Raw genomic sequence first — 21,718 nt, 5'->3', positions numbered from 1 at the left:
ATATATAGATTAGAACTGTATGTTAAAGCCGAAATTCCAGTTTCTCATGATGGGATACGTGAGCAGACTATTTTGCTCGGGGTCAAAGCTTTTTGTCCGTAAGTGTGTCCATGTGTACAGGTTATCACCTGAGAAATAGAAGCGTATATTCTCTGACTTGATTTTGCGTGTAATACTCTTGGGTAGCGTATAGCCTACTTCAAAGTTCTTTAAACGAATGTAGCTGGCGTCCATGATGTAATAGGAATTGGCACAGTGGCTCGTAGAGGTTGAATTGGCCAGTCTCGGGCTGGTTATTTTCTCACCGTTGGCGTAGCGCTCTGCTGACCATCTGTTTAAATGCATGTCTGTGAAGTACTTTCCACCGGTCTCTTCAAAAATACCCCAGCCAGAGTAATATTTTGAGTATTTGGAAACGCCCTGGAACATGATGGAGATGTCGAAACCGTATAATTCAATACTCGTACCGAAACCGAAGGTAATGCGAGGCAATACCGATGAATATCCTATTGGAGCAATGTCACGGTTATTAATTTTTCCGTCACCATTAAGGTCCTTGTATATAAAATCACCAGGGAGAGGATTTCCTATCTCGTAAGTAAGTCCGCTTTTCTTGATGCTTTCCTGACTATAGAAATATCCTGTTCCGTCACGCCCTGTGTTCATATCTTTTGAATAGTCAATCTCGTATCCCCACAGTTGTCCTACGGAATAGCCTGTACTTCGGGTGCGGTAAGCATAATCCTCACCGTAAATGGCTTCGTCAAAGTCTTTGATTTTATTCTTGCTGTAGCTCATATTGCCATTAAGGCTCCACAGAATATTCTTGGTAACGGGCATGATCAGGTTCAAAGTGGCCTCATAACCATGGTTTTCTACCTTACCCATGTTTACGCGGGGTAACTGACTGCTTGTAAGTCCACCGATCATGGGTACGGTATGGCGGCTGATAAGTACATTGTCACGATTCTCTCGAAAGTAGTCGAAGGTAAGATTTAGGTATTTAAACAATGTGAGATCAATACCGTAGTTCTGTTTCCATGCTGTTTCCCACTGCAGGTTTTTGTTGCCAATATAAGAGATGCTGATTTTCTTACCGTTACCCAAGCTATGCATCGTTAAGAGATAGTCATAGTTGCTTCCGCTTGAGCTGATGTTATCCAGATACAGGAATCTGCCGCTGCCCATCTTGTCGTTACCGACCTTACCGTAGGAAGCGCGGAGTTTCATCTTGTTCAAGATATTGTTCTGAGGGAAGAAGTGCTCGTTAGTGACAAGCCATCCTACTGAGAACGCGGGGAAGAAACCGAATCGATGGTCGGGACTGAACTGCTCAGAACCGTTGTAACCCATGTTGACTTCGGCCATATAGCGGCCGTCGTAAGCGTATGTGAAGCGGGATGAGAAACCTACCATATTATAATAAAGGTCGGTGCTAGCCTTCTCCTCTTTGTCACGCTGTAGAAGTAGCATGGCTTTCACGTCATGTTTCTTTCCGAAGATGTGATCGTAATTGAGCTGTAATTGAGCGTTCAGAAACCAATTGCTGTTGGTATATTTTGACAGACTTATCTGGCCGTCCTCATCATCTTGCCCCTTGAAGGTATAGTAAGGAACCTTTTGCTCGTCGTTAGTCTCACGTGTATAGTAGTAAAGCACAAACGACTTTGCGGCAGTGGTAACGCTTGTCGACTTAGAAATGAAAGATACCTGTCCTTTCAGAGAAAGGCCCGGCGTGAGGAATCCCATGTCAAGCGTAGCATTGGCTGTGGCGTTGACGCCGGAATTGGTGGCGAGGCTGTAACCACTGCGGTTGAGTTGACCATAAGAGGAGCTTGCGCTCTGTGCAGGATCAAAAAGTACCTGACCGGCTTTTGCCTGACGGTAGTTGACACCATCGTAGACAAGATAATTAGAAACAGTGGTTGGTCCGGGGGCTGTGGGCCGTGCTGTCAATGCGTCAGCCCACATAGCATCTTGCACGCCGTTGTTGCGGTTTACTTTCTCTATAAAGCTTGAAAGGTCTACCGAGGCTTTTACCCATTTGCTGATGTTGATGTCGAGGTTTGAGCGAAAATTATACCGATTCATTTTCGACTGGGCATCATAACCTAACTGTTTTTTTGACTCTGTGTTGTACATACCACCTTGATAGAGGTAACCCGCATTGACAAAATATTGTACACGGTCAGTACCTCCTGAGATATTTACATTGGTTCTGGTCATGGAAGCATGATCTTTGAAGATAATATTTTGCCAGTTTGTGTTAGGATACCAGTACCGATCGTCGGGGTTAGTAGGGCCTCCATTCTGCCACATGGCAAATTTTTCCAGATCTGACTCGCTGAATTCTACGGCCTTGCCTTCGTTGGAGCGGGCTTCGTTATTCAGTGTGGCAAAGGTGTAAGAATCTAACGCCTTAGGCATTCTGACGAACGACTGCACCGAATATGTCGTTGAGCCATGCACCGTTGCCTTGCCTTTTTCACCTCGCTTGGTCGTGATAAGGATGACGCCATTGGCACCTCTTACGCCGAATACAGCTGTTGCTGATGCGTCCTTGAGCACGGAGAGTGTTGCTATTTCGTTTGCATCAATGGCGCGAATGCTCTCCTGTGGTACTCCGTCAACCAGAATCAGCGGGGTGGCACCGTTCGTTGTGCCAACACCTCTAAGATACATCGTTACATTGTCCCTACCCGGCTCGCCGTTACTTTGAAGAGTTGTCAATCCGGGGATCTTTCCGGCTATGGCTGCTGCAACTGTCGGCGAGGAACTCTTCATGATCTCTTTGTCGTCGATGGATGCAATGGAGCCTGTCACGGTCTCTTTCTTCTGGGCGCCATAGGCTACTACGACAACCTCGTCCAAATTTTTCGATTCGGGGCTCATTGCTATTCTCATATGAGCGGATGCCGGTGCTTGAATTTCCGTATATCCAAGATAAGTGAATACCAGTATAGCTTTGTTCTTTGATATGTTGAGACTGAACTTGCCGTCGGAATCGGTAACCGACATGTTCTTTGTTCCTACTTCTTTTACGATGGCGCCTATAAGCGGCTCACCGTTTTTGTCTGTCACAATACCCGATGCAGATTGTGTCTGTGCGGAGATTTCCGTACAGAATAAAATCATAAAGATGAGTAATAAATATCCTATGGGATGGCTGAAAGTCTTCTGTGGAACGTACGATTCCGTTCCAGTATGGCCACGAATTCGTTTCTTAAACATGTGGTTGATGTTCATGAGGTTTTGAATTATTTAGGTTTTCTGGTTGCAAAGGTAATTTGTTCTAAGTTTTTTTTGCTTTTCAAATGTTTTAATTATTTATATCTTTGTTCCAAATATATTGTAATAGTGCAGTACAGGCTATGCCTCAAATGTTTCAAAAGTCATTAACAGATTTATCATATTTTGCAGGTTGGAAGCGGTTATTATGTATTTAATGAAATATAAATGCCTGCATACATGATTATTAGCATAACGAGTTATAATCTTATTAATATTACTTTTGTCCTTGTTTGTTTTCTGTCAATTCTCAATATTATCTTCCCTTATAATATTATCTTTACAGGTATAATTCACCTTAGAAATAACAATATGGAAGATAACAGTCTAAAATACATCTTGACAAAATCCAAGAAGTGTTGAATTACTGCATTATGTAGATCAACAATATTCTCATTGGTAATATTCAGAGAAAGAAAAGTTGCATTGATAGTACGCAACTAAAAGAGATATTACAATGGTATTGGATTAAGGAATTGGATTTCATCCATTGATAACACATCTTTTTGTAAAGTCTGCTCATCCGCCTTACACATCATACCTTACAAATATCTTTAACATCATTTCATGGTCAATGGCATAACGCACAACTTTCTTAAAACGTTGATAGATGCTTTTTGCCCCTTCACACACACTTCTTGATTGCAGATATTCAACAAAGTGTTCCATCATGTCTTTGGTTATCAAGTCGGATTTAATGCTAAACTCATAGAGTGAGTATTATTTTTCGAAAAGAAACTTATTTCACCATCACCTTTTGAACAGTACCATCATTGTATCTGATGATATTAAGTCCTTTTTGTAGACTCTGTTGCTTTATGCCCGAAACCGAGAAAATTCCAGTTATGGCACAAGACTTTATCGTTTCTTTTTCTGTCACATGAACAATATCGGTGAATGCTTCCGCGATCTTAGAAAAGGCAAGTATCGAAGCGATAGCATCATTGTTCAGCGTGATGGTGGCCGAAATAATCGTTTTATTCTTATCGGCCTGTATCGAATGATCGAATAGACAATAGTGATTGTCGGTACTCATCACGTCGCTGTCACGGTTGATATTGCCCAATCCGATTACCGCCTCGGTACCTTGCGGATTTCTTACAGACCAATCGCGTATCTCGAGTGTTGTCATCGGAGATGATGTGCCGTCGGCATAGTTCAAGGTTATATTTACAATAGAAGTTCCTCCACCGCTGGTAGCAAGCATGTATAACAGGCTTGTACTAAATGGTTTCTCGAATTCTATCGTCGTCGACTTACCTTGTTCCTGCAGTCTGATGACATTATTACCGTCGTAAGGCGCCAACCGATATTTGATTTCCTCGTAAGAAGAGGTAATCATACGGTCTACAGGCAGTCCACCTTCCGCTTTTATCTTTGCTGAATAAAAACTACGCACATCACGGTCTACAGGCGCTGTGGTAGAGGTTTGTGCTGGTAAAGTTTCTGCTATAATGTCGTCGGTATAGCTGCCTGCTTTCACCATCACCGGTTCGGAAGCTCTTTGTTCGTGCGGGAGAAGCGCCTTATCCATAAACTGCAGACGTCTTTTTATCCACTCCTTCAAGTATTCCACTTCTGCCGCATAAGTGCTACCGTTATAATAATTCGGCCATACTTTCCTGCCGATAATCTGATAAGCCTGCTGATTACGCTCCATAGCACCGCAGGATGTCAGCAATGAAGCGATGGAATCAATCTTCGAAACGATATTTTCATCTGCATAAGAGCCGTCGCGATATTCTTTCCAACGGATTTTCATCTCTGCTATATATGCCGGATCATCCAGCAATCTGTACCAATAAAACGGAACAAGTTCTCCATCCGACGGCTCTCTGCTGTTAAAGTCGTACTGCCAAAGATTAGTAGTTTCACCGTTATAATAGTCGGCATTGCCATATGCAATATTGAAGTCCCACAAAAGAGTCTTCCATCTTGCGTCGCTACCCTCTTTGTTTGCTCGTGCCGAACTATACTTATAAAGGCCTGTACTCAAGCGATAACCATCGATATTGAACGCAAATTCAGTGGCAAGCATATAGTCTATGAACGATGTCACGTCGATATACTTCCGGTAGCCGTCGGCCTCATTATAGTTACTTGCATGGAAAGCATCCTCCATTTTGTCTATCTCACTGTTTAAAGCGGCTTGGGTACCCGCAGGAAGTTCCGCAAAATCTTCTTCTTCCGGATCCTTATACTGATATTTAATGGTTTTATCGGCAAGCACAGAACCATTCTTTCCGTTTAACGGATGGTACTTGGACGGATAATAAGGATCATCGTTTCGGTCGATTTCTACATGATAATCGCCCGTCAGATCGCCGTCTACCGCTCCCGGATCATTCAAATTCAATCGTCCTTTTCCTTTCGTAGGGCGCTCGGTAAGTATAAAAATGCCATAGTAAGTGCCGTCCAATATCAGTTCGCAATATCTCGCATGAGGCACGAAATCGTAAAATGGTCGGGCCAGCTCGAAGGTCAACACGTCGCGCATCATGCTTTTATCAGAGAAAGGCGCCAACAATGCCCAGTCATTATCTGCTGTCATGCCCATTAATTTTACCTTCTTTTTCTTGCCTCCGTTATCAGGCAGTACATTCGTTTTCAATGTCTTGAAAGAATAGGGCTTCTTGTCAGAGTTGTTAAACGATGAGTTTCCTCGGTATTTCAGTGCCACATATCCCTCGTAATCCACCGTCTGGTTGGGGTAGGCCGCCGTGTCGCCGTAGTTATACCGCCCTGCTCCGTTGTCTATTACTTTCATACGAGCAAGTATTCTGGTGTTTCTTTGAATGATATTCCCACCTACATCGATGAATACAATTGGCAGATTGGTCTTCGAAATCTTCACATACCGATTACGCAGGCTACTTTTATAATTATCCCATTGTTGGGCTGTTGCAAACAGGCAGGCCAGACAAGCTGCGCAGGATATCAATAATCTTTTCTTCATGTTAGTATTTGCATATTTTATTTTCATGGTAATTTATTTCAGAAATATATTTGAAAGGTGAGAGTAAAGCATGCCTATCGGGAGTGTTCCAGCGTGTCGATGTTGAAGCCGCTGATTTCTATTTTCTCTTTCTGCCCGCGCAAATCTTCCTCTTTCCACGAAATAACGATCTTTTTCTCTTCGTCCGGCATCAGATGAATGTAGTTGTCGCTGTAGCATACGGGTAATATCTGTTCGCCGTCTGTTGCTTTCAGGTTCAGTCTCAGCATCATTGCCGGCACTTCAGAGGTGTTTTTCAACCGCAACGTTACGCTGTTTTCGCTCCATACACCCGACACCTTCAGGCGCGATTTCACCAAATTGTTCAGTTCTCTATAGTCTCCGTCAGCGGTACTGCATACGTAGAAGTTTTCCGAAACCACCTTTTTGCGGGCATCTTTCAGCTTCAGATCAATGAAATACACACCTTCCGTGCCTTGCGGAGCATCCGCCTTGTTACATAAAATAGTGGTGTCGGCACCGCAATACAGCCTGTTTATCCGATAATCGAGCGGTCTCCCGTTCATGTCGAGTACACGGCTTTCCGCCGTCAGGTCTTCATGGCGACAGGCTCCTATATTTACTACTTCAACCATATGTGTAAGGGCATTCCACTGTATATGTACCGTTTCGCATGCTTTCTTGCACCCGAAAAAGGCCGCAGTAGGCTCAAAATAATAATCATACGTTTGCCATGTCAGGCTCGGCCAGCACGGATGACTCATCCAGATGAGCAGTCCCATGCGGTCATGGCTGCCGCTTTCGAACATTGCTCGGTAGCCATTGTAGTTCTCCCACTGTGCAAGAGCGGCGAAATGCAGGGCATCCGTTACCGTTCCGAAAGCCGTTTCAACAATTTTATTGAATGCTTCTCCGCGCTGCGCACCCTGCATCGTATAGTCGTGTTTGCCCCATGCGTCGCCTTGGGGCCATAGCTTTTCCGGTCTTAGCGTGCGTGCCAGTCCTTCGTAGGTCATTACGTTGGGCATGCCGCGTTCCGAATGCAGCTTACCCGTTTGCCGCTCGAAATATTCTTTGGCAGGCAATGCATGGTAAGGACCATGCCCGCTTACGCCTTCGTCAGCCGAGCTCTGAATGTACAATATCGCCGGATGGAGTTGCTCCACGCACTGCCTGAGTTCCTTATTCAATGTTTCCGGCGGAAATCCTTCGTTGCGTCCGCAGTACAAGGCAATACTTGCATGGCTGCGAATACGGCTCACATAGTTGTATGCATTGTGCATGAACATGCGGTTGTCCTTAGGATCAGGGCCGTCGGCCGGGTTGGCCAACCAGAAATCCTGCCACACCATGATGCCGTATTTGTCGCATGCGTCGTAAAATTCCTCATCGCCTGTCTGTCCTACCCAGTTGCGTATCATGTTGAAGTTCATATCCCTATGGTACTTCACCGCTATGTCGTACTCTCTTCCGCGGTAGTTCAGGTTGTTTTCACTGAACCCCCAATTGCCACCCAAAGGCACTACGCGCCTGCCGTTCACATAAAGTTTCAGCTTTGTTTCAGCATCCTTGTACCTCATCTGCCTTATTCCGGCACGATAATCGATGGAGTCTGTCGCCGCTCCGTCTATCGTAAAGCTGAACCCCGCCTTATATAAATAAGGTGCACCGTAACCGTTCGGCCACCATAGGTGCATCTTCCGGTTTCTAAGCATGGCAAAACTGTCGGGCAAGAATGCCTCTTCCACCTCAGCCGAAGCGGGCAGGCGCACCTCTTTTTCGAACCGGATATTGCCGATCCATCCGCGGAGTATGCCCTTTACGGCATGCGACTCGTTGTTGCAAAGCCGTACTGTCGGTGTCATCGTAGCCAGCGTGTCGGGCAGGTTGAGCGTTGTCGTAACGAGCGGATCGCGCAGGATTACGGCCTCCTCGCGTGTCAGGTAAACATCGTTCCATATACCGATGTTACGTCCGCGGATGGTAGATATCCAGTCCCAACCTATGGTTGCGTGGAACGTGGGGTTATCTGCGCCGAGAATACCCCCGTTGAAATCTGTGTTTATTTCGTTCTTCTCTTTCACCGCTCCCGCGTGTGCATTCTTCACGATACGCACGGCCAGCACGTTTGTTCCTGCGTGCAAGAGCCGCGTAACATCTGTTCTGCCACGCACGAAAGCCCCCTCTATGCGGTCTATCTTATTGCCGTTAAGGTAGATATCGGCCTTCCAATTAATGCCGTCGAAGTTAAGAAACAGTCGTTTACCTACCATCTGTCGAGGCAATTCGAATGTATTACGGTACCAAAAGTCTGCATTAAAGAACGATTCCGATATGTAAAACAGGTTATCGGCGGCGTTCGGATCGGGCAAGGTGCCAATGTTGACATAAGAAGAAAGCACGGTTGCAGGCACCGTAGCCGTAATCCAACGACTGTCGTCGAAGCCTAAAGACGACACATGCGCCCCGTCTTGCTTTACTTCCGATGCCCGTTGCAAGCGCCAGTTGCCGCCGTCGAGCATGAATTTATGGCCATTTGTTCCCGCTATACTGTGCGGTCGGGCCGTCAGGCCGCCTCGTCCGAACACCTCGATTTCACTCAATACGTAACGTTCATCAGGTTTGTTACCTCGTAACAGCACGCGGACATAGCGCCCGCGCCCCTTGCATTTCACCGTTTCAAGACCGTTTTTGCCGCCGTGTAATGAGACAATGGTTGTCCAATTCGCAGCATCATCCGATGTCTGCAAGGCGCCCTGTGCCGCTTTGCCGCACCAATAAAGGTTCACACAATCGAAAGTTGTCGGCGCACCGAGGTCGATGTAAGCCCATTGTTCGCCGCCTTCGGCGCTCATCCACGCGCTGCTGAAAGCCGACGAAGGCAACACATCGGTTACGGGTTCGGTGCCTTTAAAGAACTTTATTTCGGTAACCGACCAATGTACAGCCCCTTTCATACGCAGTTGCAACCTAAAGGTATCGAACACGCCTTTCTCTTTATTCAACGCTATTTCGGTTTCTATCCGTCGTACAGGCAGCATATCGTCATCCGTTACCTTATTAGGATCGCTGTGAGCCTTATATTTCGATGCTGTTCCGGGCAGCCCTTTGCCCGTTTCTCTGCCCACAACACGCCATTTCTTGTCTGCATCTTGCGTAAGTGCCTCTATGGCGTAACCTTCCTTGACCTCGCTTTCACGATAGGCAACCGTGGCTTGTATCTTCACCCGATCGGCATGTACGGCCATTCCGTGCCACACGTATTGCAGGTAGGCATCGCTGCCGTAGAGAATATTCCGCGAATACGCTCCTCCGTCTATAGCCCACTCGCGTTCGCGCACAGGCAATGTGCCGCGGTTGGTCGAGGCGTCCATGCTCACCACATTACCTTTGCAGATGATACCGTCGGTCAGTAATTGTGCCGTAAGATTATAGTCGTAGGCCGACGAATGGTAGGCCATGCGGTGCAAGGCCACGTTGCGATAGGCATTGTCTGCCAGCATCGCGGGGGCAAAGTTCTCTTTCGGCGAGCCCGGATATTTACCTATACCGCGCGTATAGTCGGCACCTACGGTTCTTATAGCGACAAACAGCAATAGAAGGGCAATGATGTATAAAGGCCGGTTTGATTTCATAGAAAAGGTGTTTATCGGTGGCAAAGATAGTAAAAAATATGAAAATGCGGAATATTTTCTGCGTTTTACGAGAGCAGATACGATATTTAATGCGAACAGACCGTATGCCTGACGCCGACAAATGTACCGTGCAATGAAAATAAACAGTATTTCTGTGGCAGACATGCGCTGTTGCACAGCCGGTAAACCGTTTGTTTTTTCAATTCTTTGTTGTATCTTTGTAACCGCACGCCGCAGCATATTATAGGCGTACACATGTTGTATGATGAAGAAAACGGTATTCACAATCGGCGACAGAGCATGCACTCTGTACGAGCAGGAACGGCCGGAATTTCTGCTGTTGCAACCAGTAGACGAACACGATCTGGCAGCGTTGGAGCACGAAATAGAAACAATATGTTCGCTGACAAGCAGGTCTTTTGTGTTTGTTGCCATAAAAATAGAAGATTGGCAACGCGAGCTGTCGCCGTGGGCCGCACCTGCCGTATTCGGTAGAATACCTTTCGGCGAGGGCGCACAGGGCACTCTTGCGTTTATAACGAATATGCTTACGCCGTGGTTGTCGGCTGCCCGCGGATACGATATGCAGCACATGCGTTGTCTGCTCGGGGGCTATTCCCTTGCCGGCCTGTTTGCCTTGTGGGCAGGTTATAACAGTTCGTGTTTCGAAGGTATTGCTGCTGCGTCGCCTTCCGTATGGTTTCCCCGCTGGAAGAGCTATATCCTGAGCCATAGAATGAAGGCGCAAACCGTGTATTTAAGCCTCGGCGATAAGGAAGAGAAAGCACGTAATGCGGTGATGGCACAGGTGGGTGGGGCCATTAGGATGCAGCATGAGCAATTACGGGCACACGGGATTGCATGCACGCTCGAATGGAACGAAGGCAATCATTTTAAAGATTCCGGTGGACGAACGGCAAAGGCTTTTGCGTGGCTGATGGGAAAGTGTGGCAATGTTTGATATCCTTTCGTTACTTTTACATAGAGAATGTTTCGATTAATCATATTTTTTTCGTAGTTTTGCGATGACGGTTTCGGGCGATAATCTTTCCGGACAACAATAAAAAAAGAAGTCGCCGATACAGTATTTTTCATACTGCGTTTTTCTTACAGCAAACCAATAACAAAGTCTGATGGGATTTAAAAAGTTCTTAGTATGTATTCTTCTTTCGCTTTTGATGGCATCATGCGGCAATCGGAAAGGGCAATATGTTATAGGTGTTTCGCAGTGTAGCGAAGATATATGGCGCGAAAAGCTGAACGAGGAATTGCAAATGGGGACGTATCTTCATGATAACGTGAGCATCAGATTTGCATCTGCCAACGATGATGACCGCAGACAAATCGAACAGATCAACGAATACATCCGACAGGGGGTAGACCTATTGATCGTATCTCCCAATCAAGTGCATACAATCTCGCCTGCTATCGACAAAGCATACGATAGGGGAATACCCGTAATACTATTTGATCGTAAGACAGACTCTAAGAAGTACACCGCTTTTATAGGCGCCGATAACTTCGAGGCAGGCCGTACAATGGGCGAATACATATCTCGTAAGCTCGGTGGAAGGGGAAACGTAGTCGAAATAGCAGGCCTCAACGGCTCTTCACCGGCTATAGAACGTCATAAAGGTTTTATGAAGGCCATTGGCAAATATCCGAATATCAGACTTATAGATATGCGCTATGCCGATTGGCTGAAAGATAGAGCATACTCGGCAATGGACAGTATCCTAATGAAACGTCGAAATATCGACTGTGTTTTCGGGCAGAACGACCGCATGGCCGTAGGTGCATTGCAAGCGGCACGGCAACATGGACTCGACAGCATAGTGTATGTGGGCATCGATGCATTGCCTGTAGCAGGCGGAGGATTGGAAAACGTGCGCGACGGATGGCTTTCTGCCTCGTATATATACCCCACACGCGGCGACCTTGTGTTGCAATTGGCCATGAATATTCTTGAGGGCAAGCCTTATAAACGCGACAACTATCTGAAAGGGGCCCTCGTTACACGCGACAATGCTGGCGTTCTATTGATGCAAAACGAGGAGATGAGCAAGCAAAGGAGCCGCCTCTATTCGCTTCACGACCGAGTGGATACTTATTTAGCCCAATATAATCATCAGAAAGTATATATCGTTCTTTTCTGTATCATTACGCTGTTGCTCATCGGATTTATTACCTATATTTACCGTACAGCCGTTATGAAACGGCGTATGGAGGAAGAAGCAACCAATGCAAAACTACAGTTTTTCACCAATATCAGTCATGAATTGCGCACACCGCTCACGCTGATTGCCGATCCGGTGGAGCACATTATCGACGATGAAAATCTTACCCGTCAGCAACGTACTATGCTGCAAATAGTCAGGCGTAATGTGAATATCCTTACCCGATTGGTGGGAGAAATACTCGACTTCCGCAAGATACAGAACGGAAAGATGACGCTCACGTTGAGCGATTTTAATCTTTCGGACTGCTTGAAACAGTGGATAGATGTGTTTGCTGCCACTGCAAGGAAGAAAAAGATTGCCTTGGAACTCGAATGCAGCGACGACATACGCATGCGTGCAGATATATATAAGGTGGAAAGAATATGCTATAATCTGTTGAGCAATGCCGTGAAATTTACACAAGAAGGCGGACGGATAACGCTCAAAGCTGCAACCGACGGCGATAAAGTGAGCATCTGTGTGACGGATACGGGCATGGGAATTGCCAAAGACGAACTGAGCCGTATCTTCGAGAGGTTCTATCAGGTGAAAGATTCCTATGGAGGAGGCACGGGAATAGGGCTTGCCATTGTGAAATCTTTTGCCGAATTGCACCACGGTACGGCCGTTGTAGACAGTGAAGAGGGGAAGGGCACTACTTTCACGGTAACGCTCCCGTTGACCAACAACGATCATGGAACTGTGGAAACACAGGCGGTTTATACGCCTACGGAGGAGGAGAATGAGGATATGACAGCACTCGATGCAGCCACGGAAATGATGACAAGCAAAGTTACAGACACGGATAATAAGGAGAAGCCGAGGTTGCTTGTGATCGACGATAATATGGATGTTCGCGCTTATATCATGGCTCTATTGGGCGAAGAGTATGATATTTCGCAGGCTGCCGATGGCAAAGAGGGATTGAAAAAGGCAATGACGAGCGTGCCGGATATTATTGTTTGCGACGTGATGATGCCTGTTATGGACGGCTTGGAATTCTGCCGACGGGTAAAAGCCGATACCATTACGAGTCATATTCCTGTGATTTTGCTTACCGCACGCGCACTTGAAGAGCAACGAGCCGAGGGGTACGATTGCGGTGCCGATGCCTATATAGCCAAACCGTTCAATGGTCAAGTGATGAAATCTCGTGTAAAAAACTTGCTCGAGAGCCGGCGCCATCTGAAATATATCTACAGCAACAGTGAAGATATGCCGCAATCTGCTGCCGATGCGGAGAATGAGTTCCTGTCTGAGTTCAGGGCTGTAGTATTGAAACATCTTGCCAATTCCGACTTTAGTGTGGAGACCGCGAGCGCCGAGATGGGGCTCAGTCGCGTACAACTCTACCGTAAAATCAAGGCACTTACAGGCTCTACCCCTGTTGAGATTATCCGCATTACCCGATTGAAGCATGCCGAACGGCTGCTCAAGTCAACATCTAAAACCGTTGCAGAGGTCTCATACGATGTCGGTTTCTCGTCTCCGTCTTATTTTTCCAAATGCTATAAAGAGTATTTCGGGGTGCTTCCCGGCGATATGCAGTCGGTTTAATGAGCTTAGGGCATGGATATAACAAATCGTTCAAATAATCCTAAAAATGTTACATGAACGATTTGTTGCATCGTATGAATGATTTCTTTCTTGCAATTTATTCCTTCTATCATAACTTTGCGGCATACGAAACTAATATCTAAATCTAAAAATGTATGCCAATATGAAGTATGTGAAGTTACTACTATTTAGCTTCATGCTGTTTGTATGCTGTGTTTCGGCAAGTGCACAAGGCATGGAAGTAAAAGGACACGTTGTGTCTGCTGCCGACGGAGAGCCGATTGTCGGGGCTTCTGTTATGGAACAGGGCACAAGCAATGGCACTCTGACCAATGTAGATGGCGATTTCAAACTGAATGTCAGGTTGGGGGCAACGCTTAATATCTCTTATGTCGGTTTCACAACTGTTACGGTGAAAGCTGCTCCCGATATGAATATCACCATGAAAGAGGATGCGCAAGCACTGAATGAAGTTATCGTTACCGGTTACACCACCCAGCGCAAAGCCGATCTGACAGGTGCTATATCGGTAGTAAGTGTGGATGAGATCGCCAAACAGAACGAGAATAATCCCATGAAAGCACTGCAAGGACGGGTGCCGGGAATGAACATTACCGCCGACGGAGCGCCTTCTGGAAGTGCCACGGTGCGTATTCGAGGCATCGGAACTCTAAACAATAACGATCCTCTTTATATTATTGATGGGGTGCCAACCAAGGCAGGTATGCACGAACTTAACGGTAATGATATCGAGAGTATCCAAATTCTAAAGGATGCAGCTTCGGCATCTATCTACGGTAGTCGTGCCGCCAATGGCGTGATTATCATTACCACTAAGAAAGGTAAGAGCGGGAGAATTAGGATCGATGTGGACGCTTCGATCTCCGCATCCATGTATGCCAACAAGATGAAAGTGCTCAATACCAAGGAATATGGGCAAGTGATGTGGCAGGCATACGTGAACGATGGCATGAATCCGAATACCAACGGATTGGGCTACACATACAATTGGGGCTACGATGCGCAGGGATATCCCGTACTTAATAGTATAACCATGTCGAAATATTTGGATGCTGCAAGGACGACGCCTGCCGCCGATACCGACTGGTTTGATGAGACCACCCGCACCGGAGTGATACAACAATATAACGTAGCCGTAAGCAATGGCTCTGAAAAAGGTAGTTCCTATTTTTCGTTGGGCTACTACAAAAACTTGGGAATTATTAAGAGTTCCGACTTCGAACGCTTCTCTGCCCGTATGAATTCGGACTATAAACTGGTCGGAGATGTATTGACCGTGGGCGAACATTTTACTCTTAACCGCACGTCGGAAGTACAGGCACCCGGCGGATTTCTGGAAAATGTGCTGCAATTCAACCCCTCCTTACCCATATATACCAACAAGGGAGAGTACGCAGGTCCTGTGGGTGGTTACCCTGACCGTGAGAACCCCGTGGCACGTTTGCAGCGTAATAGTGACAATAGATATACATATTGGCGTCTTTTCGGTGATGCCTTCGTCAATCTCAACCTATTCAAAGGCTTTAATGTTCGTTCGACTTTCGGCTTAGATTATAGCCAGAAAATGCAACGTATCTTTACTTATCCTATCACAGAGGGTAATGTTGCCAAGGCTACTAATGCTGTGGAAGCCAAACAGGAACACTGGACAAAGTGGATGTGGAATGCTGTTGCCACATATAACATGGAGATCGGTAAGCATCGTGCCGATGCCATGTTAGGTATAGAGCTTAACCGTGAAGACGATACAAACTTCTCCGGTTACAAAGAGGGCTTCATTATACTTAACCCGAACTATATGTGGCCCGATGCCGGAGTAGGCATTGCGCAGAGCTATGGAACGGGTTCGGGCTACTCGCTTGTTTCCTATTTCGGGAAACTAAACTACAACTACGACGACAAATACATGGCATCGTTGACAGTACGCCATGATGGTTCTTCGCGTTTCGGTAAGAACAACCGCTATGCCACCTTCCCTTCCGTATCGATAGGATGGCGCCTTAACCATGAAAACTTCCTCAAACAAGCCTCATGGATCGACGATTTGAAGCTTCGGGCATCATGGGGACAGACGGGAAACCAAGAGATTTCCAACATTGCACGCTATACTATTTACGTGAGTAACTATGGTGTAAACGAAAATGGCGGGCAAAGTTACGGTACTTCCTACGATATCGGAGGCACCAATGGCGGAAAAACATTGAGCTCGGGATTTAAACGTAACCAGATCGGAAACGACAACATCAAGTGGGAGACAACCACTCAAACGAACTTAGGATTAGATTATGCTTTCCTTAACAACACACTCTACGGCAGTTTCGACTGGTATTTTAAGAAGACAAAAGACATTTTAGTGCAGATGGCAGGTATTGCCGCGATGGGTGAAGGCAGTACTCAATGGATTAATGCAGGCGAGATGGAGAACCGAGGTCTGGAGTTTAACATAGGTTATAGGGGCTCTACACGCTTCGGACTTAAATACGATATTACCGGTAACATCGGTACATACCGCAACAAGATAACAAAACTCCCCGACACGGTAGCTGCTAACGGCACATTCGGAGGTAACGGTGTAAAGAGCGTGATCGGCCATCCGATGGGCGCACAGGTAGGTTATGTTGCCGATGGTATATTTAAAAGTCAGGACGAGATAGACAATCATGCCACACAAGAAGGTGCAGGTCTCGGACGTATTCGTTGGAAAGACCTTAATCATGATGGCAAGATAACCGAAGCAGATCAAGATTGGATATACAATCCGGTGCCGGATTTTACTTACGGTTTCAACATCTACTTGGAGTACAAGAACTTTGATTTTACCATGTTTTGGCAAGGTGTTCAAGGTGTAGATATCATTTCCGACCTTAAGAAAGAAACTGATCTTTGGGCAGGTCTTAATATCGGCTTCCTCAACAAGGGCACGCGTCTGCTCGATGCATGGAGTCCGACGAACACAGGAAGCAACATTCCGGCACTTACATTGTCTGATAATAACAACGAAAAGCGCGTATCTACCTATTGGGTAGAGAACGGATCGTACCTGAAACTGCGTACTATTCAGCTGGGATACAACTTCCCTAAGAGCATTGCAAGTAAACTCTTTATGGAGCGACTGCGCATGTATGTAAGCGCACAAAACCTGTTTACGATACATAGCAGTAACTTTACGGGTGTAGATCCGGAAAACCCGAACTACGGATATCCTATTCCTCTTAACGTTACATTCGGAATTAATGTTACATTCTAATAACTGCAAACCAATATGAAAAAGATAATATATATATGTACAGCTATATTGCTCCTGTCGTTCAGCAGCTGTTCAGACTTCCTCGACAGGCAGGTTCCTCAAGGAACACTTAGCGACGATCAGGTGAAGGATGCCAAATATGTAGACAATCTCGTTATATCTGCCTACGCCGTATGGATTTCTGCCGAAGACATCAATTCCTCTTTCTCGATGTGGAACTTCGATGTACGAAGCGATGATGCCTATAAAGGCGGAAACGGAACGAGCGACGGAGACGTGTTCCACCAACTTGAAATCTCGCAAGGCATACTAACTACCAACTGGAACATCAGCGATATGTGGCAACGTTTGTACAACTGCATATCACGTGTGAATACTGCAATAGCTCTGCTCGACCAGACCGACGGTTCCACTTATACGCTGAAAGAAGAGCGTTTGGCAGAGATGAAATTCTTACGTGCCTACGGTCACTTCCTTTTGAAGCGGCTCTATAAGCACATCCCCTTCATTATGAACGAAAATCTTACTACGCAAGAGTACAATAACCTGTCGAACACGGAGTATTCGAACGACGAGGGATGGCAGCAAATCATTAATGATCTTGAAGCTGCATATAAGGTGTTGCCCGTGAAGCAGGCCGAAGTAGGCCGCCCATCCAAGGCTGCTGCCGCCGCATTCCTTGCTAAAGTGTACCTCTATAAGGCGTATCATCAGGATAATGCAAGCACTAATGAGGTAACAAGCATATCGAACGACGATCTTAAAAAGGTGGTAGAATACACCGAGGAAGCCATTTACACCGCAGGGGGATATGGTTTGGAGACCGATTTCCATAACAACTTCCGCCCCGAACCGCAATACGAGAACGGTAAGGAAAGCCTTTGGGCCATGCAATATTCTATGAACGACGGAACTACCTACGGCAACCTGAATTGGAGTTATGGCTTGATTGTACCGAATATCCCGGGAGTTACCGACGGCGGATGCGACTTCTACAAGCCCAGTCAGAACCTTGTAAACGCTTTCCGTACCGATAGGAACGGACTTCCTTATATCGATACGTTCAATCAGAACGACTATGACAAGTCGACAGACTATGCCGATCCGCGCCTTTTCCTTACGGTAGGTCTGCCCGGGTTGCCCTATGAATTCAACAAAGACTATATGATGGACGAGAGTGCAACGTGGAGCCGTTCCAATGGTTTGTACGGTTATTATGTAACGTTGAAGCAGAACGTCGATCCTGCAAGCGGCTATCTGATTAAAGGTTCGTGGTGGGGAACACCGATGAACCGTATCGTTTTCCGTTATGCAGACGTTATGTTAGAGCGTGCGGAGGCACTTGTACAGCTCAACGACGGCCGTATAGCAGAGGCCATTGCCATAGTTAACAGGCTTCGCACAAGGGCCAAACAGAGTCTTAGCGTCATTTCAGACTATGAAAACAGGTATGGCGTGAGGATGAATGTGAGCACCTATGCCGGCACTTACAACCAAGCACAGGCACTGAAAATAGTAAAAATGGAACGTAGAATAGAGCTCGGTATGGAGAGTGAGCGCTTTTTCGACCTCGTACGTTGGGGAGAAGCCGACAGTGTTATCAACAAATATTACGCCGAGGAGGCCAATGACTGCTCCATATACAGTGCGGCCAGATTTACTAAAAATAAGAACGAATACCTACCGATACCGTATGCACAGATAGCTGCATCGAACGGGCATTACACACAAAACATAGGAGAATGGTAATTATGAAGACAATCGTATCGAACATTATGCTTGCTCTGTTTGCCGTATTTGCTACTGCTTCGTGCAACAATAGCGACGTTTCAGACATGCAACTCGGCGGCAACTGCGAGGTTACGGCTTTCGCCTTAGACAACTACGAGGGCACCATCGATGCCACGAACCGCACTATTACGGTACGTATACCGGAAACCTACGCGACCGACAGTATGAAAGTTACGGCATTAAGTCTCAGTGAAGGAGCCCAAAGCGATATAAAGAGCGGCGACAAACTTAATATGTATGCCCCGCATACCATACATGTAACCAACGTAGATGTGTACTCTGATTGGACTATATCTATAAAACACGACGAGGCCAAGATAAAATCGTTTAAAATCAACGATACCTATACCGGTATCATAGACGAAAACAACAAGGCCATTGCGGTATATGTACCCGAAGGATTAGACCTCTCTAACCTCACTCCGACGGTAGAAATCAGCGACAATGCAACTATTACGCCAACTACAGGCGTGCCCATGGATTTCAGCAGACCTGTAACATTCAAGGTGGAAAACAATACGGCATCGGCCGAATATACCGTAACCGTTACGCCCATAGGTAAACCTTCGGCCGTTTATGTGGGACTGGCAAGCACGATGGATCAACTGAACATCGAAGAACAAACGGCTTGCAAATGGATGTTAGAGAATGTTCCGAACTCCATCTACGCTTCGTTTACCGATATTAAGAACGGCACGGTAGACCTCAGTGAGTGCAAGGTAATATGGTGGCATTACCATAAAGACGGCGGTATAGACGGCAAATCGGCCTTCGAGAACGCCGCCCCCGAGGCTTTGGCTGCCGCTCTAAGGCTGAAAGATTATTATGATAACGGCGGTTCTTTCCTCTTTACCCGCTTCGCAACCAATATGCCGGCAGAAATAGGAGCCGTGAAGAACGATGCTTGTCCTAACAACTGCTGGGGACAGGCAGAAAACAGTGCCGAAACAGTAAGCTCGCCTTGGAGCTTCTCCATACAAGGACATACTGCACATCCGTTATTCCAAAATCTCATCATGAACAGCAGCGAGCCTAATAACGTATATACCTGCGATGCCGGTTACCGCATTACGAATTCTACAGCGCAGTGGCATATCGGTACCGACTGGGGAGGCTATGCCGATTATGCTACGTGGCGAAACGAAACGGGCGCACAGGATTTGGCTTACGGAGGCGATGGTGCAATCGTTGTATGGGAGTTCCCATCGACTGCAAACAAGGGAACCATTCTTTGTATAGGCTCTGGATGTTACGATTGGTACAGCATAGCCGATGTAACGGAGAACTATCATAAGAATGTTGCAAAGATGACGCTCAATGCGTTCAACTATCTAAAAAACAAGTAAAACGAAAGATATACATCATGAAACAGATGATCAATACAATAGCATTCGTAGCATGTATGGCAGTTCCTCTTGCCGGTTGCAGCAGCGAGGACGAGGTTGCAGAGCAGAAAGACTGGAACACTACGACTTATTTCCATTCTGCAGACGAGCAACAGCAGACAACTTATTATAAGCCTTATAGCGGATATGTAGGCGATCCTATGCCGTTTTATGATCCCATAGCAAAGGACTTTAAGATACTTTATCTGCAAGACTATCGCCCTAATCCGTCGGGTACGTATCACCCTATATGGGGTGTTTGTACGAAGAATGTGGCCGACTATACCTCGTTAGGAGAACTCATCAGCTGCGGAGGACTGGCAGAACAAGACGCTGCACTCGGTACCGGATCTACCGTATATTCGGAGAGCGATAAACTTTATTATACTTTTTATACCGGGCACAGGTATCAACCGTCTTCTTCGGAGTGTACGGAAGTGGTGATGATGGCTACATCCTCCGACTTCAAGACATGGCATAAAAGTCGCACGTTCTTCCTGAAAGGTATCGATTATGGCTATAGCAAAGACGATTTCCGCGATCCTTTTGTGTTCAAAGACGATGCTGGCGTGTATCACATGCTTGTTTCTACGCAGAAAAATAACAAAGGAACATTGGCAGAGTTTACATCGAACGATCTGAAAACATGGAACAGTGCAGGAACGTTTATGACCATGATGTGGGACCGATTTTATGAATGTACCGATGTTTTCAAGATGGGCGACTGGTGGTATTTGGTATATAGCGAGAAGCATGCTGCCATACGTAAGGTGCAATATTTTAAGGGGAAAACGCTCGATGAGCTAAAGGCATGTACCGCAAACGATGCAGGTAAGTGGCCCGACAACCATGAAGGTTTCCTCGACAGCCGCGGTTTTTATGCGGGAAAGACGGCATCCGACGGTACCGACAGATACATCTGGGGGTGGTGTCCCACGCGTTCGGGAGAAGATAACACGGCAGTCGGGGCATATCCCAATGAGCCCGAATGGGGCGGGAACCTCGTTGTACAGCGCGTAATACAACATGCCGACGGCACTCTTACGCTGGGTGAAGTGGGCGGAATAGCCAAAAAATACGACTCTTCGCAAGATGTAAAGCTGATGGATAAAAGCAATACCGGTGTTACTGAGAACGAAAACGGCTATAGTTTATCGGGTAATAGCCATGTATTGTTTAATCGTTTGGGCAGACATAATAAGATAACGTTTACCGTAAAAACCAATGGTAATGAAGATAAGTTCGGCATATCGCTGGTACGCGGATCGGATTCGAACAAATTTTATTCATTGGTCGTCAACCCTGAAAGTGATGCCAACCGCAAGATAAACTTCGAAGAAGAGGGAACAGCCGGTAAGGGTTTCATCGATGGCATCGACGGTTATATATTCTCGCGCCCTGCGGATAACACTTACAATGTAACGATTTATACGGACAACAGCGTATGTGTAATGTACATCAACGATATATGTAACTATACTAATCGTATCTACGGTATCCAAAAGAACTGCTGGAGTATCAACTGTTATAGTGGTTCGATTACCGTTAGCAATATTAAAGTGAGCCAATATTAAGATGACATAAATGGTTTTCTTGCGGCATAATATGCGTGTTGTGCC

General features: G+C 46.2%; 9 protein-coding genes and 1 pseudogene. 6 read left to right on the top strand and 4 right to left on the bottom strand.

Features of this window, described 5'->3' with window-relative positions; genetic code table 11:
- Window positions 1-9 precede the first annotated feature (9 nt).
- From HMPREF0663_RS03625 to HMPREF0663_RS03615, 4 genes and pseudogenes are all read right to left on the bottom strand, one after another.
- The gene (locus HMPREF0663_RS03625) at window positions 10-3,246 is read right to left on the bottom strand and encodes a SusC/RagA family TonB-linked outer membrane protein (RefSeq protein ID WP_004368843.1); all 3,237 of its coding nucleotides are present in this window, start codon (window positions 3,244-3,246) and stop codon (window positions 10-12) included.
- 512 nt (window positions 3,247-3,758) lie between these two features.
- Window positions 3,759-4,008: pseudogene (locus HMPREF0663_RS11900) on the bottom strand (phage integrase SAM-like domain-containing protein); the annotation flags it as partial.
- 19 nt (window positions 4,009-4,027) lie between these two features.
- Entirely contained in the window at window positions 4,028-6,244 is a 2,217-nt protein-coding gene (locus HMPREF0663_RS03620) for a CotH kinase family protein (protein WP_231375163.1), read from the bottom strand.
- Between the two features lie 74 nt (window positions 6,245-6,318).
- Window positions 6,319-9,879, bottom strand: a complete 3,561-nt coding sequence (locus tag HMPREF0663_RS03615) for a glycosyl hydrolase 2 galactose-binding domain-containing protein (protein ID WP_016665379.1) — start codon at window positions 9,877-9,879, stop codon at window positions 6,319-6,321.
- A gap of 262 nt (window positions 9,880-10,141) precedes the next feature.
- Between HMPREF0663_RS03615 and HMPREF0663_RS03610 the strand changes: the two genes are divergently transcribed.
- From HMPREF0663_RS03610 to HMPREF0663_RS03585, 6 genes are all read left to right on the top strand, one after another.
- Window positions 10,142-10,840 (top strand): alpha/beta hydrolase-fold protein, encoded by a 699-nt coding sequence (locus HMPREF0663_RS03610; protein ID WP_004368831.1) that lies wholly within the window; start codon window positions 10,142-10,144, stop codon window positions 10,838-10,840.
- Between the two features lie 172 nt (window positions 10,841-11,012).
- Window positions 11,013-13,655, top strand: coding sequence for a hybrid sensor histidine kinase/response regulator transcription factor (locus tag HMPREF0663_RS03605; RefSeq protein WP_004368829.1), 2,643 nt, complete (start codon window positions 11,013-11,015; stop codon window positions 13,653-13,655).
- Between the two features lie 163 nt (window positions 13,656-13,818).
- On the top strand, window positions 13,819-16,923 hold the full coding sequence (locus HMPREF0663_RS03600; RefSeq protein WP_016665377.1) for a SusC/RagA family TonB-linked outer membrane protein: 3,105 nt from the start codon (window positions 13,819-13,821) through the stop codon (window positions 16,921-16,923).
- Between the two features lie 15 nt (window positions 16,924-16,938).
- On the top strand, window positions 16,939-18,672 hold the full coding sequence (locus HMPREF0663_RS03595; RefSeq protein WP_004368825.1) for a RagB/SusD family nutrient uptake outer membrane protein: 1,734 nt from the start codon (window positions 16,939-16,941) through the stop codon (window positions 18,670-18,672).
- Entirely contained in the window at window positions 18,666-20,060 is a 1,395-nt protein-coding gene (locus HMPREF0663_RS03590) for a DUF4960 domain-containing protein (RefSeq protein WP_004368824.1), read from the top strand. The genes HMPREF0663_RS03595 and HMPREF0663_RS03590 overlap by 7 nt, the downstream gene beginning before the upstream one ends.
- Before the next feature lie 17 nt (window positions 20,061-20,077).
- Window positions 20,078-21,673 (top strand): glycoside hydrolase domain-containing protein, encoded by a 1,596-nt coding sequence (locus HMPREF0663_RS03585; RefSeq protein ID WP_004368823.1) that lies wholly within the window; start codon window positions 20,078-20,080, stop codon window positions 21,671-21,673.
- Window positions 21,674-21,718: the final 45 nt, after the last annotated feature.

Source organism: Hoylesella oralis ATCC 33269 (assembly GCF_000185145.2).
Lineage (GTDB): Bacteria > Bacteroidota > Bacteroidia > Bacteroidales > Bacteroidaceae > Prevotella > Prevotella phocaeensis.
Note: the sequence above shows the minus strand (reverse complement) of the source record. Positions and strands in the feature narration are given on the sequence as shown.